The organism is Bacteroides sp. HF-162, assembly GCF_015679285.1.
Lineage (GTDB): Bacteria > Bacteroidota > Bacteroidia > Bacteroidales > Bacteroidaceae > Bacteroides > Bacteroides uniformis.
In genome coordinates this window covers 3,198,628-3,216,084 of the sequence record NZ_CP064937.1, presented here as the reverse complement: position 1 = coordinate 3,216,084, position 17,457 = coordinate 3,198,628, and the positions used below count along the sequence as shown (strand labels likewise).

Annotated in this window: 16 protein-coding genes, 1 tRNA gene and 1 pseudogene; 16 read left to right on the top strand and 2 right to left on the bottom strand. The window is 48.3% G+C overall.

The window, feature by feature from the left end:
* Nucleotides 1-70: 70 nt before the first annotated feature.
* The 3 genes from ITJ87_RS13435 to ITJ87_RS13425 all read left to right on the top strand — a co-directional run bounded on the left by ITJ87_RS13435 (nucleotide 71) and on the right by ITJ87_RS13425 (nucleotide 2,505).
* Complete coding sequence (locus ITJ87_RS13435) at nucleotides 71-1,453, top strand: MFS transporter (RefSeq protein WP_117964595.1); 1,383 nt, start codon at nucleotides 71-73, stop codon at nucleotides 1,451-1,453.
* Nucleotides 1,454-1,535: 82 nt separating this feature from the next.
* Nucleotides 1,536-2,339, top strand: coding sequence for an MBL fold metallo-hydrolase (locus ITJ87_RS13430; protein WP_025835841.1), 804 nt, complete (start codon nucleotides 1,536-1,538; stop codon nucleotides 2,337-2,339).
* Nucleotides 2,340-2,432: 93 nt separating this feature from the next.
* Nucleotides 2,433-2,505, top strand: a tRNA-Lys gene (locus ITJ87_RS13425).
* An 830-nt stretch (nucleotides 2,506-3,335) separates the two neighbouring features.
* Here the strand turns inward: ITJ87_RS13425 and ITJ87_RS13420 are convergent.
* Together ITJ87_RS13420 and ITJ87_RS13415 are read right to left on the bottom strand one after the other, a co-directional pair.
* Complete coding sequence (locus tag ITJ87_RS13420) at nucleotides 3,336-3,611, bottom strand: helix-turn-helix domain-containing protein (protein WP_117964623.1); 276 nt, start codon at nucleotides 3,609-3,611, stop codon at nucleotides 3,336-3,338.
* The gene (locus tag ITJ87_RS13415; protein ID WP_370540405.1) at nucleotides 3,572-3,844 is read right to left on the bottom strand and encodes a helix-turn-helix domain-containing protein; all 273 of its coding nucleotides are present in this window, start codon (nucleotides 3,842-3,844) and stop codon (nucleotides 3,572-3,574) included. Before ITJ87_RS13415 ends, ITJ87_RS13420 begins: the two co-directional genes overlap by 40 nt.
* A 490-nt stretch (nucleotides 3,845-4,334) precedes the next feature.
* Here ITJ87_RS13415 and ITJ87_RS13410 point away from each other — a divergent pair, with 490 nt between their 5' ends.
* The 13 genes and pseudogenes from ITJ87_RS13410 (at nucleotide 4,335) to ITJ87_RS13355 (ending at nucleotide 17,305) form a co-directional block, all read left to right on the top strand.
* Nucleotides 4,335-4,898 carry a sigma-70 family RNA polymerase sigma factor gene (locus tag ITJ87_RS13410; protein ID WP_195690877.1) on the top strand — a complete coding sequence of 188 codons (564 nt, stop codon included), beginning with the start codon at nucleotides 4,335-4,337 and terminating at the stop codon, nucleotides 4,896-4,898.
* Between the two features lie 40 nt (nucleotides 4,899-4,938).
* Nucleotides 4,939-5,073, top strand: a complete 135-nt coding sequence (locus ITJ87_RS18900) for a hypothetical protein (protein ID WP_255461548.1) — start codon at nucleotides 4,939-4,941, stop codon at nucleotides 5,071-5,073.
* A 607-nt stretch (nucleotides 5,074-5,680) separates the two neighbouring features.
* Nucleotides 5,681-6,157: a DUF3408 domain-containing protein gene (locus tag ITJ87_RS13405; RefSeq protein WP_117964598.1), complete on the top strand. Its 477-nt coding sequence runs from the start codon at nucleotides 5,681-5,683 to the stop codon at nucleotides 6,155-6,157.
* A 157-nt stretch (nucleotides 6,158-6,314) separates the two neighbouring features.
* On the top strand, nucleotides 6,315-6,677 hold the full coding sequence (gene mobC / locus ITJ87_RS13400; protein WP_117599637.1) for a plasmid mobilization relaxosome protein MobC: 363 nt from the start codon (nucleotides 6,315-6,317) through the stop codon (nucleotides 6,675-6,677).
* A pseudogene (locus tag ITJ87_RS13395) lies at nucleotides 6,674-7,601 on the top strand (relaxase/mobilization nuclease domain-containing protein). The gene mobC and the pseudogene ITJ87_RS13395 overlap by 4 nt, the downstream one beginning before the upstream one ends.
* Nucleotides 7,602-7,624: 23 nt before the next feature.
* The gene (locus tag ITJ87_RS13390; RefSeq protein WP_117964599.1) at nucleotides 7,625-8,299 is read left to right on the top strand and encodes a hypothetical protein; all 675 of its coding nucleotides are present in this window, start codon (nucleotides 7,625-7,627) and stop codon (nucleotides 8,297-8,299) included.
* 4 nt (nucleotides 8,300-8,303) lie between these two features.
* A complete protein-coding gene (locus ITJ87_RS13385) occupies nucleotides 8,304-9,512 on the top strand; it encodes a site-specific integrase (protein WP_117599635.1) in 1,209 nt (402 codons plus the stop codon).
* Nucleotides 9,513-10,017: 505 nt separating this feature from the next.
* A complete protein-coding gene (locus tag ITJ87_RS13380; protein WP_147341688.1) occupies nucleotides 10,018-12,879 on the top strand; it encodes a cell surface protein in 2,862 nt (953 codons plus the stop codon).
* A gap of 126 nt (nucleotides 12,880-13,005) precedes the next feature.
* Entirely contained in the window at nucleotides 13,006-13,272 is a 267-nt protein-coding gene (locus ITJ87_RS13375; RefSeq protein WP_117599633.1) for a PqqD family peptide modification chaperone, read from the top strand.
* Nucleotides 13,269-14,387, top strand: coding sequence for a nucleotidyltransferase family protein (locus ITJ87_RS13370; protein WP_227203694.1), 1,119 nt, complete (start codon nucleotides 13,269-13,271; stop codon nucleotides 14,385-14,387). Before ITJ87_RS13375 ends, ITJ87_RS13370 begins: the two co-directional genes overlap by 4 nt.
* A complete protein-coding gene (locus ITJ87_RS13365) occupies nucleotides 14,384-16,018 on the top strand; it encodes an ABC transporter ATP-binding protein (protein WP_117964601.1) in 1,635 nt (544 codons plus the stop codon). Before ITJ87_RS13370 ends, ITJ87_RS13365 begins: the two co-directional genes overlap by 4 nt.
* Nucleotides 16,011-16,865: a hypothetical protein gene (locus ITJ87_RS13360; RefSeq protein WP_117964625.1), complete on the top strand. Its 855-nt coding sequence runs from the start codon at nucleotides 16,011-16,013 to the stop codon at nucleotides 16,863-16,865. The genes ITJ87_RS13365 and ITJ87_RS13360 overlap by 8 nt, the downstream gene beginning before the upstream one ends.
* On the top strand, nucleotides 16,802-17,305 hold the full coding sequence (locus tag ITJ87_RS13355) for a S24 family peptidase (RefSeq protein ID WP_227203692.1): 504 nt from the start codon (nucleotides 16,802-16,804) through the stop codon (nucleotides 17,303-17,305). The genes ITJ87_RS13360 and ITJ87_RS13355 overlap by 64 nt, the downstream gene beginning before the upstream one ends.
* Nucleotides 17,306-17,457: the final 152 nt, after the last annotated feature.

Sequence of the window (17,457 nt, the reverse complement as noted above, 5' to 3'; positions counted from 1 at the left end):
ACACGATATTAATTCCGTATTTTTGCACTTATTTTTTCATTTAATACATAAATTTTAATCGTACAAAAGGATGATGACATCACCCCAACCCGCTTCCAAAGGCTTCAGCAGAGCTTTTTGGGTAAGCAGTACAGTAGAACTGTTCGAACGCATGGCATATTATGCTGTATTTATAGTTCTTACCATTTATCTTTCCAATATTTTAGGTTTCAGTGATTTTGAGTCAAGCATGATTTCCGGTCTGTTTTCGGGAGGGCTCTATTTGTTGCCCATCTTTACGGGCGCATATGCCGATAAGATAGGTTTCCGAAAGTCGATGATTATTGCTTTTTCACTGCTTTCCATCGGGTATTTGGGCTTGGGATTGCTTCCCACCCTACTGGAAGCAGCCGGTCTGGTGGAGTATGGTGAGACAACCCGTTTTTCCGGATTGCCGGATAGTAATGACCGTTGGATGATTATCCCCGTATTGTTTGTTATCATGGTAGGAGGCTCGTTCATCAAGTCTATCATATCGGGATCGGTGGCTAAGGAAACAACAGAGGCTACCCGTGCTCGCGGCTATTCCATCTTCTATATGATGGTGAATATAGGAGCTTTTACCGGAAAAACGGTGGTCGATCCTCTACGGAATGTTATCGGTGAGCAGGCTTATATTTATATTAATTACTTCTCGGCTGCCATGACGGTGCTTGCATTATTGGCTGTCGTCTTATTGTATAAATCGGCACATACAGCAGGTGAAGGGAAAAGCATGCGTGAAATTGGGCAAGGTTTTCTGCGTATTATCACTAATTGGCGTTTGTTGATTCTTATCCTCATCGTAACCGGCTTTTGGATGGTGCAGCAACAGCTCTATGCAACTATGCCCAAATATGTCATCCGTATGGCGGGTGAAACAGCCAAACCGGGGTGGATAGCCAATGTAAACCCGTTTGTAGTGGTTTGCTGCGTAAGTTTTATCACCCGGTGGATGGCAAAGCGCACAGCTATTACTTCTATGAATATAGGCATGTTTCTTATTCCGGTATCGGCATTGCTGATGGCATGCGGTAATTTGCTGGGCAACGATATTATTTCCGGCATGAGCAATATTACTTTAATGATGGTGCTTGGTATTGTTGTGCAAGCTTTGGCAGAATGTTTTATCTCACCGCGTTATCTGGAGTACTTTTCTTTGCAGGCCCCCAAAGGTGAAGAAGGTATGTACCTCGGTTTCAGTCATCTTCATTCATTCCTCTCTTCTATTTTCGGGTTTGGTATTGCGGGGGTGCTTCTGACAAAATATTGTCCTGATCCAGTCTTGTTTGAAACCCGCGAAGCGTGGGAAGCAGCCAGTGTCAATGCACATTATATCTGGTATTATTTCGCTGCTATAGGATTGGTTGCAGCAATAGCATTATTCGTTTTTGCCAAAACTACCGAATTCATCGACAAAAAGAAGAAGGCATAAGGTTTATATATTGCATACTTTTTGTATATTTGCCGTCACTTTTTTTTAAAGCGACGGCTTTTTTGTAATTAAGGAGATTAGGATGAAAGTAAAATTTATAAGCCTTGCCAGTGGAAGCAGCGGCAACTGTTATTATATAGGCACAGAAAAATATGGAATACTCATCGACGCCGGCATTGCAGTACGGACGATAAAAAAAGGACTGAAAGAAGCAGGTATCAGCATGGAAATGATACGTGCGGTATTTGTTACGCATGATCATGCAGATCATATTAAAGCGGTAGGCGGATTGGGTGAGAAACAGAATATTCCTATTTATACAACTGCCCGGATTCATGAGGGTATCAACCGGAGCTATTGCATGACAGAAAAGTTATATTCGTCTGTCCGTTACCTGGAAAAGCAGCAACCCATGCAGTTGGAAGATTTTCATATCGAATCTTTCGAGGTACCTCATGACGGTACGGACAATGTGGGCTATTGTATTGAGATAGACGGAAAAGTGTTTGCTTTTCTTACAGACCTTGGTGAAATCACTCCTACGGCCGCAGAATATATCAGAAAGGCCAATTATCTGATATTGGAAGCCAACTACGATGAGGAAATGTTACGCATGGGTACTTACCCACAATACCTAAAAGAACGGATTACCAGCCGCACCGGACACATGAGTAATATTGCTACTGCTGAATTTCTTTCGGAAAATATGACGGAACATTTACAGTATATTTGGCTTTGCCATTTGAGCAAGGACAACAATCATCCTGAATTGGCATATAAAACAGTGGAATGGAAATTAAGGGAAAAAGGAATTATCGTAGGAAAGGATGTACAGTTGTGTGCTTTGAAGCGTACTACTCCTTCTGATTTATACGAGTTTGAATAAAAAATCCCATTTCATCGCAAAAAATACCCCGTTTTGTTTGCACGAATAAAATAAAAGGACTACTTTTGCACCCGCAAACAAGAAATAAGGAATGCACTCTTAGCTCAGTTGGTAGAGCAACTGACTCTTAATCAGTGGGTCCAGGGTTCGAATCCCTGAGGGTGTACTTAAAAAGGAACAATATGTTCCTTTTTTTATTTGTCTTAACAAGAACAAGCTTTGATGGGTGTAAGCTCCTTATACGGGATCACTAGTAAATCTATATGGGGATGATACATTATTTTTCGTTAGTCCGCATAATAAATTTTTCAGAAGTTTGTTTTTTTATACCTTTGCCCTCACCCGCTTGCCGCCTCTTTCGTCACATTCGAAAATATATGTCAGAAATGAAAGTAGGAAGAAAACTTTTATTCCCTCCCACTCATATATCTATATTTATTATTTGGGGAAGAATCACATAATCCGCTAAGAATATGGTTTCTACATGCTTGCATCAATTGCGTTGATATACAACTCACTTTATGTAAAGGTACGATTTTTACGGAACATGCAAAACACCTTTGATCTTTCTTTTCAGCAACCGTCAAAAACAAATTCCCGGTTTCATATCCGGTCACAAAGGTGGTACAGCCTCTTTACTATTAAGTTAAAAAAATCAGGCAGGATTGAAACATACTGTTACGGTCGTGTCTGCTGCGATTCAAGATAGCCCGTACTTTCCGACAGGAGGCAAGGTCAGGGGGCAAGATAACGTGTACAGCAGAAACGACCGATCCGATGGGAACAGTCAGAAAAGGATCACATACAGGAATTACAGCCTGATATCAGGCAGGGGACGACTTTGTGCCAAAGTCCCAAAAGAGGTTCTTTTTTCCAGACGGCAAACTCCCTCACCTCAAAGAAACAGTCTATGGCTGGCGTACGAAATGTCCAGCCTTATGCGGACTTAACACCTGCAGCCTGCGCATGTGCGTAATAGAAAGGGAAATATAATCTTCATCCGCTTCCCCGCGTCTTGCCTACACCCTTGTATTCCCGGTTCAACCCCTGCTTGATCTCGCTCCTCTTGTACAAGACCTTGCCGCCGAGAATGTAGTAAGGCAGCGTGCCGTTGCTCCGGTACTCGCCCAGTGTCCTGCGGCTGACTTTCAACATACACGCCACCTCCTTGTCGCACAGGTACACGTCTTCTTTTGGCGGAATCCCGCCATCTCTGGAGATGCCGTCAATCATCACCGACAGCCAGTCGATACGCTCCACGTCTTCCGGCAGGTGGTACGGTTGCCTATCTTGGTATAGGCGAGCGTGCCGTTATTCCGCAAGGTCTGCAAGGTGCGCTTGCTGATTTTCAGCTTCATGCAGACATCCTGGTGGTCGAGCCAGCCGCCCGTCCCCTTCACGCCTTTCAGATTCAAATGGGGAATTTCCTCCACCCTCTGTATGAACTGTTCGATCTTCATGGCAAATTCCTCGAACGCCTTCCTTTCAAAACATACGATTTCCATCACATTCCGATTTTATATTGATACTCCAAATTCATACCATCCGGAGAAATGGTCGCTTGTGGTGCCGGTATCACCATATCAGGCAGTTCCGCACCGTTCCCAATTGTTGCCCCGTTGCAAATAAAGGCAGGAAAAATCGTATTACAATGGACCTGTCCGCACATGTCATCTCCTGACATAATGTTTCATGCCGGATGATATGACTACATGTCAAAATCTTCATTCCGGAGGATGTAACGGGGGCAGATGATTTTTTCAGAAGGACACGACACCCCCGTTTCTTTGAGGCAAAGGTAGTCGTCCCCCACCGGAGCGCAAGGCCGGGCTCTTCGGGTCGGCGGGGAAAAAATCATCCTCACGCTTCGCGCTCCGGTATTTTTTCCTGCCGAGCCTTGATGTCGTTCCGGCGGGAGAGCGGCTGTAAGGCATACAAAGAAACAGGAGTGCCTGCACAACAGGCCGGATGTATAACCAATAAAATGAAAGAAATATGGCAGCTAAAGACGTGAAAGACTTCAACGAATGGTTCAACCGTTCATACGCGAGACTGAAGGAGAGAATCTCCATCTACCACGGGAAAACAGACGAGGACGTGTTCCACGACGCTTACCTGGCAGTCAGGAAGCAGGTGATGTTCTCAAGGGAAGGGATAGAAAACTGGGAATCCTATTTTTTCGGCTGTTACCGGAAAATGGTGCAGGCCGGAATGAGGGATAACAGCCGCTACTCCTGCCCCGGTGACGGGTATTTCATCACGCCGGGAGAAACGGATGACAGGGAAGAGACGGAGGAATGGGAAGAGATGCTTACCGGATGCGACATGCTGGTGAGGGACATCCAGAAGTTCCTCAGGCGGCATTTCTCCTACGAGGATTACAGGATGTTCATGCTGCGCTTCTACGAGACGAGCAGCTCGTTCCGTATTATCGCCAGGCACATGGGCGAGAAAACATCGGTGATAACCCGCTGGGCACAGGTCATGCTGGAATCCGTCCGCGCCAACCGGACGTTCACAGTCCGAAGGAGATTGATAGCCGCCAGAGACGCGGCATGATGATAACTCTATAATTAATAATAAACTAAAATTGGATCGTATGAAACTGACAGTTTACAACAAGAGCAACTCCCACCCGGCACTGACCTACAAGGGCAAGCGGGTGATCACGGTATGCCGCGACGGCAGCATGTACCTCAGCAGGATATTGAGCAACGAGCTCAGCCCCTTATAACAAACTAACCAACCAACATTACAACAAGCCAAACTGCCTTATAACTAACCATGCAGACAACCGTACAAGGGCTATCCGGCGGTGGCAGTGGCATACTGACCGGACAGACCTTTTTATGGAGGAACTGTCCGTCACAAAGGCAGCCCGTACGAATAGCATACCCCAATTCTGGAATAACATAATAAAATATGTCCCCCCGCCAGAGGGATTACAGCATCCATGAGCGCATCTTTCCGACCTTCCGGCAGTGGTACCTTCCATCACCTGATTTATCCGACAGACCAGGATTCCATACATCCGGTAACGGGTCGGAAGCGACCGGTAACATGACCACCGTTCCACTATCGGAAAGCCGGTAACAACCGTTCCATTCCCATACTTGAAACCACTATTCCTTCCGCCCATTCTCATGTCTGCCCGTTCAACACCGGCAGAACATGGAAAGCGTCGCCATATACAAAGCATTCCAAGAAGCAATACGACGCATAATTGCCAACCTGCATCCAATCTGTTGTGATTTAATACAATGCATACTTTCTTTGCAAGTGACAAAAGGTCATGTAAACATACGATGACCACAGTATTAATTGTTCAAACATTAGTAAGGATGAAAAAAAAGCAAAATTTCAGTGACGAGGAACTGATGCAGGTAATGGGACTGGATCTGCCTTCATCAAAGTCTGGTACAGAAACACATGGGGAAACAGTTTCAGAAACAATGGCTCCCATTTTTGATGAGCCTGAAAGCATGGAACAACCTGCCCCCGTTCCGGAAACGGAACGCGGACAGCCGGAAGAGCCTTCTTCCATTACGGGGCAGACACCGGAGCCAACCGTCCGGCGCAGGACAAGCGGCAAACAACGCAAACTTTCGCTGGAGGAGTACCGGAACACCTTCATGCGGCCTTACAGGATTGAAGACCGCAAGCCGGTTTTCATCAGCCGGAAATTGCGTGACACGCTTGACTGTTTCGCCTGCAAGATCGGCGAGAACCGCATAAGCCTTTCGGGCTTATTGGAGAATATTGTCCGGCACCACGTCGAACTTTATACCGAAGATTTCGAGTTTTGGAAGAGGCTGTAAGCCTTTATTTCCATTCAATTAAAAGGCATTTTGACGGGATTTCTTTTTCGGGGGGCAAAATATAGAAACTAGCTACTCCCGAAGGCCGCCGAAGAGGTACATCCCGCCGGTCTGTAAAGTAAACAGAGTATGAATCGTATGCAAAAAATGTAACCGGATGATACAGAAGAATGATACCGACAGAAACAGGGGAGGACGCCCGGCAAAAGGGCTGTCCGAGAAACGCAAATACCGCATCACGGTAAAGATGGCAACCGGGGAATACTATGCCCTGAAGTCGAAAGCCAGAAAGGCCGGTGTCTCGGCAAGCGAGATGGTGAGGCAGGCGGTGGACGGGTGCGTGGTAAGGGAGAGGCTCACCACCGAGCAGGCGGACTTCATCCGCAAGCTCTGCGGCATGGCGAACAACCTGAACCAGCTGGCCCGGGGGGCACACAGGGAGGGCGTAAGGCTGCATTCCGGACAATGCCGACACCTGCTGCTTTCGCTGGAAACCCTCATAGACCGTATCAGCCTATGATCGCGAAGATTGTAAAAGGCGCGGGAGCCAAAGGGATTGTGGATTACATCCTTGACAGGAAAAAAGGGGCCTCGCTTATCGACCACGACGGAGTTCTGGTCTCCGACAACGGCTCGATAGCACGCAGTTTCATCGCCCAGTCCCGGTTTAATCCGAAGGTGGGTAAGTTCATCGGGCATATCTCGCTCAGCTTTTCCGAGCAGGACCTGCCACACTTAACCGATGAGCTGATGGTGCGGATAAGCCGGGAATACATGATGAAAATGGGCATCTGCGATACGCAGTATATCATCGGAAGGCATCACGACAAGGAGCATCCGCACGTGCATATAGCCTTCAACCGTATCGACAATAACGGCAGGACTATCAGTGACAGGAACGACCGCTACCGCAGCGAACGCGTCTGCAAGGAGCTTACCCGCAAGTACGGGCTGTACTTCGAGGAGGGCAAGGAGCAGGTGAACACGGACCGACTGAAAGAACCAGACAGGACGAAATACGAACTGTTTTTTCTTCTTAAAACGAAAGTGGGAAGGTGCGGTGACTGGACACGCTTATCGCCAATCTGCGGAAACAAGGGATGGAAGTACGCTTCAAGTACAAGGGGTGGACGGACGGGATCCAGGGCGTGGTGTTCGGTAAGAACGGCTATTCCTTCAACGGCTCGAAGATTGACCGGCAGTTCAGTTACTCCAAGATAGCTGCAGTCTTGAACCGGAACAGTCTTCAGGAACGGCAGGCACAATCCTGCCGGCAAGGTATCAGCCCGGCTTCAGACGGTAGCGGGGAGCTCATCAGCAGTTTATTGGGACTGCTGGACCTCCCCCCCCTTCATCCTGCACCGAGACTCCGGAGAAAGCCGCATTCCGCCGGCTGATGCAACGGAAGAAGAAAAAGAAGAAGAACAAGGGATTTAAAATTTAACAACAACCTAAAAAACAATCAAGATGAAAGAAAACACAGGAACCATCATCGCCATGCTGGAAGAACTGCTGACCATCAGCAAGAGCCGGCAGGCATCGCAAAGCGGCAGTACCAATGCCGCCAACATGGATATTGCTCCCTTCAAGACACTGATCGAGGAAGCTGGCCAGCGTACGGAGGCCGGACCGGCGAAGTTCGCCGGGAACATTACGGATTGCCTGAATGCAATCAACAACCGGATAGACGGGATTGCCCGAAGGGAACAGCCGGATTTCGGGAAAATCAGAGAACTGTTAGAGCAGGCCACCCAAAAGACGGACGAGGCAAGCATTCGGCACAATATTAACGAGACCCGGCACTCGTTTGCGCTTGAGAACAGATGGGACTGGGCGATTGTCATCGGTATCGTCCTTCTGATAGCCCTGTTAGCCTCGACGCTCTATTCCGAGAGGAGACAGGATTATGACCGCATCGACAACGACTTGAAGTACCGTTACATCAGGATGAAGGGCGAAGCATCGCCCGAAAGCATCGCCGGACTGGAAAATCTCTTCGAGCTCAACCAGGACAACGGGAAGATCAAACAGATACGCAAGGACGTGGAAACCTACGAGGAGGTACGTCTGAAAGAGCAGACTGCAAGGGAACAGGAGAATAGGGCTGACTCGATCGGAAACAAACCTTCAAAATCCCGATAAGGTTATGGCAAGCGTAAAGATCAAGTTCAGACCATCGACAACCGATGGTGGACAAGGAACATTATTCTACCGGGTGATACACAACCGCATAGCCCGTCAGCAAAAGACAGGCTACCGTCTTCACGCCGACGAATGGGACAGCAACTTGTCCGAAGTAGTGCTGCCATCGGCCGACGGGAACCGGAAAACTTACCTGTCGGAAATCAGGAACAGCGTGGCGGCAGATATACGAAGGTTCCACAAGGTCATTGACACGCTGGAAGTCAGCGGACATGCCTACTCTGCGGATGACGTAATGGCCGGTTTTACGGCGGACGAGCCGGGAAACCTTCTATTCGGATTCATGGAGAGTGTCATCGCCCGTCTGAAAGCATTGGGCAAGGCACGAACCCGGGAAACATACACTACAACGCTGAGCAGCTTCAAACGTTTCAGGAAAGGTGGTGACCTGCTTTTGGACGACATGGATTCAGACATGATGGTGGCATACGAAGCCTATCTGAAAAGGAACGGTGTCAGCCCCAATACTTCCTCATTCTATATGCGTAACCTGCGTGCTGTCTATAACCGTGCAGTGGAAAAAGGACTGGTCGAGCAGAAATTTCCCTTTAAGCACGTTTATACGGGAGTGGAGAAGACCGCCAAACGGGCCATACCCCTTATGGCAGTCAGGAAAATCAAGGAGCTGGACCTCTCATCAAGCCCGGCATTGGATTTTGCCCGTAACATGTTCCTTTTTTCATTCTATACTCGTGGCATGTCATTCGTGGACATGGCCTACCTACGCAAGAAGGACTTGAATAACGGTATTTTGTCCTATCGACGCCGCAAGACCGGACAGCAGCTTTTCATCAAATGGGAGAAATGCATGCAGGAGATAGCGGACAAGTACAATACGGAATACTCCACCTATCTGCTACCCGTCATCAGCCCTGAAAGCGGTGTGGAAGAAAGGAAACAGTACATCAATACGGCACACAACGTCAACCGCGCCCTGAAAGTCATCGGTAAACGGCTGGAGATACCCGTACCGCTTACAATGTACGTCGCGCGGCATGCCTGGGCGAGTATAGCCCGAAGCAAGAACGTTCCACTGTCAGTAATCAGCGAGGGCATGGGACATGACTCGGAAGCTACCACGCGCATCTATCTCGCTTCATTGGATACGGCGGCGGTTGACAAGGCGAACAGCCTGATCCTGAAATCCCTGTAACATGCAGGGTTGTTGAGCGAATACAAAGTCTCTTTGTAAGAGAAATTATATCTCTTTGTAAGAGAGGTGATTGTTGATGCAAAAATAAGAATTTTATAGCAATTAGCACATTTATTTGCTTAAAAAAATGCAACTGACAGTCTGTTCTGTTTGGTATATAGTAACATTTGTGGAGTGAACGCTACAATTCACTGTATTCTATATCGCTGACTATCAATTGACAACGGATATACCCACCTCTCTTACAAAGAGAAGTTGATTTGAATAATATAAATATTTAATATTCATTATTGTTTTAACCCTTAAAAGATTTTTGTCATGGACAAGGAAATTTTTATTGAAAGTTACGAAGCTCCCCAGGTGGAAGTGGTAGAAGTAGAAGTAGAAAAAGGATTTGCGGTAAGTTCTGGAGGTGAAGACGGAAACTGGAATTGATAACTTTTCCGGAAATTCGGTCTGTATGTAAATTTACACGTCTATAAAAAATGAATTTAAATTAGTAAAAATGAAAATCAGATCTTTAATTAGTCTGGCTATGGCCACATTCCTGATAACGGCTTGTAGCAATGAAAATGATGAAGAATTGATTTCCACTTCCACAACAGGCATACTGAGCGCTACCGTGGAAGGAAACCATTCCAGTACACGTGCGGGGTTTGCAAGTGATGGCAAATTCTACTGGTCACAAAATGACCGATTAGGTGTCACTACTTCCCAAAACGCCAGTAGCTTTTCAGCCCTTAGCTTAAAAAATGGCAGTGGAACTGCAAGCGGTACTTTTGACGGCACAATAAACGGAACCATCGGCGATTATGCGGTATATCCATACTATGACAACCATAACATAAATGATGCTACCTTGACTTATAATTTCCCTACATCCTATACATATAATAAAGTGGATGCGGATTACTTTACTACGGTTCAAGGTGAAGGCAACAGCTTCAATCCGGCCATGTGGGGAAAAATTGTAAACGGTGCTGTGCAAATGAAACACTTGGGCGGTGTGTTCTGCATCAAAGTGCCTAAGATGCCTATAAAGGCAGGAATCTTGTCTCTTATTGTAGACAAGAAAATTACCGGTAATTTTACAGTGGATTTAAATGGTGAAATTCCTGTCATTGAATCAACAGAAACAAGTACCAATGAAAATAATACAGTGACTATTACATTCAGTGATGCTACCCAGGATCAGCCCGGTGTTTTCTATGTGCCTGTTCCTACAGGAACATACGATGTACGTATAAAAGTAACAGAAAACCAAAGCTCTCCTGAAAAAGTGAATGTTGCGGCAGGTACTTATACTATTGCCCGTTGTGACTTGAAAAAAATCGAATTGACCAACGGAAATATAGATGCTACGGTTCCTACAGAATCTAACTCTTTGGATGACGCCGCTACCGCGTTGGAAAATAGCGATGCAGTGACAGTTACCGGAGAAGTCAGTTCAAATAGTAGTATTTCTATTCCTGCCGCCTCAGATGGCACCGCTGAGACAGCCAAAAGCCTTTCATTGGAGAAGGTAGCGAGCGGAGCATGCCTTACAGTTTTAGACGCGAATAGTTCAGGTTCTACAGACAATTCCGTTGACAACTTCACCTTATCAATTCCTATCAATGAAACTGCTAAGTTTGAACCGTTGGATGTAACTATAACCATGCCGAACACAACCGTTGCCCTGACCGGTAACGCGGGTGCAGCTATTTATGGTACAGTCACATCCGAAACAGCAGATAATACACTTGTCATTGGTAACGGTGTGGAAGTTAAAAAGGTGGTCGTGAAAAAAGGTAATATCCGCGTAAATAAGGGAGCGAAACTGGTAGCGATTGAGAAATCGTCAGATAATCAAGCAACGACTGTAACAGTTTATAAAGAGGATGGTGCTGAAATTCCGTCTTCATTGGATGGAGTTTTTGTCGTAGTGGATGCCGCTGTAGCAGATATGAAGAAGGTATTGGCAGACGGTGGTATTTATACATTGTCTAATGATATGGAGGGCGATTTTGTGGTATCAGCTACGACTCCTGTCACCGTCAAGCTCAATGGGCACAAGATTACGAATAAGGCCAGTGATACCTTTACCGTAAATCATGGCAGCTCCCTGACTATTGAAGGTGAGGGTATTGTAGATAACGTAACTCATGCCAGAGCATGTATTTACAATAATGGTAAGGTTCTTTTGAACGGTGGTACCTATACTAGAAGCCTGGAAAATGGCCAAAGTGACACTAATGCGGGTGGAAATAGCTACTACAATATTTTAAACCATGGTGAAATGACCATAAATCAGAGTGTATCGGTATCACAAAGTGGCAAGTTCTCATCCATGATAGCCAGTGGATATTATGATTATTCAAATACCAATCCGAGAAATGGGCATGTGGAGGGAACTAATGCCGCCGCTCCTAAGCTGACCATCAATGGCGGTACATTCTCGGGAGGACTTAATACGATAAAGAATGACGACGGTGCTACACTGGAAATCAAAAACGGTACATTCAATAATATGTCACAAGCCACGGTACAGAACCATCATGTGACTACCATCAGTGGCGGTACGTTCAACTGTTCTGGTGCAAAATATGCAGTGGATAACGAAGGACATAACGATGCCAAGCAAGATATGGGTGATATGACAATTTTCGGTGGTATATTTAGCGGACTGATGCTTAATGTTGGAAATGGAGCCGATATGACTATTATCGGCGGTACATTCTCCGATCCGGGTATATTGCAGTATCTTCCTAAAGAAGGAACTGCCAATGTGAAGGTGGCTTTGGAGTCTGATATGACCGCTCCCGGTTTTGTAACGCAAGACGGACAGATGGTTGAGATTGATATGAACAGGCACACCTTGACTTTTGGAAATCCGACCGTAGGTTCTCCCGGTACGGAAACGAACAGCTGCCAGTTGTTGAAAGGTTCTACGGTTACATTCAAAAATGGAACTCTGATCAGTGACAACAAGGATATAGTTATCCAGAACTATAGCAAGTTGCATTTAGAAGACATGATGCTTAATACACCCAATGCAGACTACTCCATTTCCAACAACAATGAAAGTTGCACATTGGATAATGTGACGATCAATGCGGGAACAGGAAAGTGTGCATTTGATGTATATTCCTTCTCTGGGTATGACGGCGTAACCGTAACTGTTAACAGTGGAACAATTAACGGAAATGTTGAATTTGGTGGTAATAACCCAAAAAAGAATATAAAGTTGATTGTTAATGGTGGTACATTTAATGGTAATTTAACGGTTAATGAACAATACTATGATTTTAATAACCCAAACATTATTATCAGCAAAGAGGCCGTGATTGGAGAAAATGCAATCGGTTGGGATAAGTATATAAAATAAAAGTATATCCCAACAAGCATATTTCCCTATTATAAAATTCAACGAATCTTCTAAAAAACAAGGAGAACCATCGGTGTTCATCATACATCGGTGGTTCTTGTTTATCTATCAGTAAGATATTTCATTATGAAAATTAATCCAAACTTCAAGCTCCGCGAAATGGCCGGAGAAACCATCATCGTGAATCAGGGACATACGGGTGCCGACCTTACCCGCATCATCTCTCTGAACAAATCCGCGCGTCTGCTATATGAACGGCTGGCAGACAAGGATTTCACAACGGAAGATGCTGCGAAAATCCTGACGGACACTTACGGAATAGACGGACAACAGGCATTGAAGGATGCCACAGCCTGGATGGAGGCACTAAAAAAATGCAAGGTAATCGAATGAAAGAGATCACACTGTACAGACACGAGCGGATGCTCTTCGCCCTGCTCCGGGCCTCGCTGCACGAGCGGAAAACAGAAATCACACTTTTCCTGGACAGCACTGACGAGGAGTGGAAACAATGCCACCGCCTGGCCGTAAGTCAGGGAGTGATGGCGCTGGCATGGGACGGTGTGATGAGACTACCGGCGGAACTGCAACCGCCCCTTTCCGTAAAGCTGGCATGGGCAGCCGCTGTAGAAAGGTACGAGAAAAAATATCTTCACTATTGCAGGACGGCAGATGAACTTTCCCGCTTTTATGCGCAGCATGGCATATCCGCTATACAGATGAAAGGCGTGGGACTCTCCGCAATTTATCCCGTTCCATGCCACCGCGAGGGAGGCGACATAGACATTTACACCTATTCGGCGGACAAGAGCCGGATGAGCGACGGGGAGGCGAACAGGTTAGCGGACAGCCTGATACGACAGGAGAACATAGACGTGGATACGGAACATTCCCCCAAGCACAGCGTATTCTATTACAAAGGTGTTCCGGTGGAGAACCACAAGACCTTCCTGAACGTGGAGAGCTATAAGGCGGCCAGAGAGGTAGAAAAGATGCTGAAAGAACACATGAACCCGCAACCGACGGAATTGGACGGAGGCCGGATCCTTACCCCCTCGCCGCTCTTTAATATGCTGTTCGTTGCTTTCCATGCCGCCCAGCATTACGGGAGCGGTCTGGTGCTGCACCATCTCTGCGACTGGGCGTGCCTGTTGAAAAAACATGGCCTACACATACCGGCAGGCGTCACTGACCGCCGTTTCCTGCGTTTCGTGTCGGCACTGACCCTGTTGGCCGACAAGCTGCTGGAGACGGACGTACAAGTGGTGGACGTACAGGAGAATCTGGCACGGAACATATTGGAGGAGATGCTCCATCCGCGTTACGGGACAAAGGTACCGGTCAAAGGCAGAGCCGGCATTATCCTCTACAAGGCAAGGAGGATGGCACACCTCACTGCACTCAAGCGTGAGGTATTGGGTGCTTCTGTATATAAGACGATACTGCACTCGGTCATCGCGCATATCCGAGAGCCGAAAACCATATTCCAGCAAGGTACGGAGCAATGACACTGAAGAGAATCTGGCATCTGCTGCAACCCGAAGAGCGCAGGAAGGTATGGAAGATGGCAGGGACGGTGTTCTTCTCCGCACTGCTCGATTTCGTCTCCCTGGCGGCACTGCTGCCCGTACTCTATATCCTGCTGGAAGGGGGCGAAAAACGGCGGGCTGCCTTGTTGTTCTGTCTTCTGGCCATACTGGTCATCGTTGTCAAGAGCGTGCTGGCAACCGTTTTCACCCGTTACCAGGACAGGTGTCTACTCTCTTTCTACCGGAGACTGAGCTTCTCGCTGTTCTCCGCGTATTACCGCCGCGGACTGCTTTTTATCCGGGAGCGCGGCAGCAGCAGGCTGGCATATGAGACCAACGTTGTATGTTACTCCTTCAGCCACGGCCTGCTCTCCTCCATCTGCCGCATGGCGGGCGACGTGCTGCTCGTCATGCTGGTGACGGTAGCTTTACTCGTGTTCGACGGCATGTCAGTATTGCTACTGTATGTCTCGTTCCTCCCGTTCATGTGTACCTATCTCCTCGTGGTGAGGAAACGGGTCAGGAAATACGGCGAGGACGATATGCTTGCCAAGCGGGAGCAGTCGAGAACCGTCATGGATACATTCGGGGGATACATGGAATTGGAGGTGAACGGTGCTTTCCCCGTCTCTCAGACCGCCTTTCTTAAAGGTCTGGACAGGATAAGCCGCAACCGCATGAAGCTTGACACCGTGCTCGGACTGCCGCTCTTCCTTTCCGAACTGTCGGTTGTCATCGCACTTGGCCTGCTGGTGGCTTCCGGGGACGGAGACGTGAAGATGGTGGTGGGTGTTTTTGCCATTACGGCATTCCGCCTGCTTCCTGCCCTCCGCACCTTGTTGACGGGATGGACGCAGATACAGAACGCGGCATACAGCCTGAACACGATAGAGGAAGGGCTGGCAGGACCGGCAGAGGCGGTCAGCACATATTCCGAAGAAATACCGTTCGAAAAGGAGATAACCATTAGGAGGCTTGCATACACCTATCCCGATAGCGGGCCGGTGCTGGATAATTTCAACTGCCGTATCCGTAAGGGGGAGCATGTCGGCTTCCGGGGGGCCAGCGGTGCGGGAAAGTCCACACTGTTCAACTTGCTTGCAGGTCTGCTCGAACCCGATTCGGGAGAGATACGGATTGACGGGGTACTCCTGAACGGGATGACACGCGCTTCCTGGATGAGGCGGCTCGGCTACGTCCCCCAGGAGGTGTTCATCTTTAACGGTACACTGGCCGAGAATATCGCCTTGGGCTATGGGACGATTGATTACGGCAGGGTAAAGGAACTGTTGGGACAAGTCTGTCTGGGCAGGTGGGCGGAAGCGTTGCCGGATGGCATGGACACCCTGCTCGGTGAAGCGGGTGGAAGGCTCTCGGGCGGGCAGAGACAGCGTATCGGCATTGCCCGCGCACTTTACAAGCAGGCGGAGGTCCTGCTGCTGGACGAGGCGACATCGGCACTCGACAATGTGACGGAAAGGGAGGTGAACGAAACCCTCTGCCAACTGAAAGAAAGATATAAAGGACTGACGATACTTTCCATCGCCCACCGGGAAAGTTCGCTGGCTTATTGTAAACGGATTATTATCATTGGAAATGAAAATGAATAGAACTTATCAGGTTGCCGGACACCGCTTCATGTTATGGGGAGACAAACTCTGCAAGGCTGTAGAAGGAATTGCCGGATTCAGGCCTTTTGAATCCCAGGATGGCGAGGTGCTGTTCGCCTTCATGGAGGATACCGCCGTACCGGTGATGGGAAACGTGGAATATACCTTCGGATACGAGGATGTCAGGGGCTTTTTCGGACGGACGGTCAAGGGCTTCATGTTGAAGCTGGAGCCTTCCGGAGGGGATGCGCTGTATCTGTGGTGTACCGACGGGGGGAATGAGGTGCGGATATGCGGCAACCTTTCAGCACGTCTGTACCGCTTCGCCTTGTGGGTGGGCTATGGACTGATGACGCTTCCGTACGGCACCATAGCCGTCCACAGCAGTTGCATCGTTTACCGGGACAGGGCGGTATTGTTTCTCGGTGAGAGCGGAACGGGAAAAAGCACCCATACACGCCTATGGAGGGAGCATGTGGAAGGTGCTTTCCTGCTGAACGATGACAGCCCGGTGCTGCGGGTGGAAGACGACGTCGTGCGGGTCTATGGAAGCCCTTGGAGCGGGAAAACTCCCTGCTACAGGCAGGAGTGTTATAAGCTGGAAGCCTGTGTGCGTCTTTCGCAGGCTCCGTATAACCGGATAACAAGGCTGTCCGTATTGCAGGCTTACGGGGCAGTACACCCTTCCTGCCCGCCGGAATTTGCTTATGACAACGGTTTGTATGACCATGTGAGCAGATGTGTCGACAAGCTGCTCCAGGCTGTTCCGTTCTATCACCTGGCGTGCCTTCCAGACCGGGAAGCCGCACGACTTGCCTGTCGGACGATTTTCAAGGATACGATATGAGAAAGATTCCCAACGAGCTGTTCTTTTCCCGGGTGGAGGCGGAAATCGCCGGAGGACATCCCGTCAAGTTTCGCCTGAAAGGCTGGTCGATGTTCCCGTTATTGTGTGACGGGCGGGACGAGGTGGTGCTGTACCCCTGTACGGAGGATGAACTTCGGCCTATGGACGTGGTACTTTTCAGATATAACGGAAGACACGTGCTGCACCGCATCATCAGGAGGGAAGGCGCCCGGCTGTACATCCGGGGGGACGGCTCTTTTGTAGCCCGGGAGCAGTGTACGGTTGCCGATGTGGTCGGGAAGATACGTTTCGTCATCCGGCCGTCCGGCAGGGTACTGTCCGTAAGTAGCTGGCGCTGGCGGTTGTCGGGCATGCTGTGGAACAGGATGGGGATATTCAGGAATCCGCTCCTGAGAATCCTGCGCTGTCTGGCAGGGTGACCTGACAGATGTATACATCAGGGCTGCAAGCGGGAATCGAAACCGTTTGCAGTCCGCACTTATTTCTTTTTCTTATGACAAGGGAGTACTTGCCACACTGCCTGACGTTACATTACCACTTTGAAATGTTCACATATCCGCTTTGGCCGACG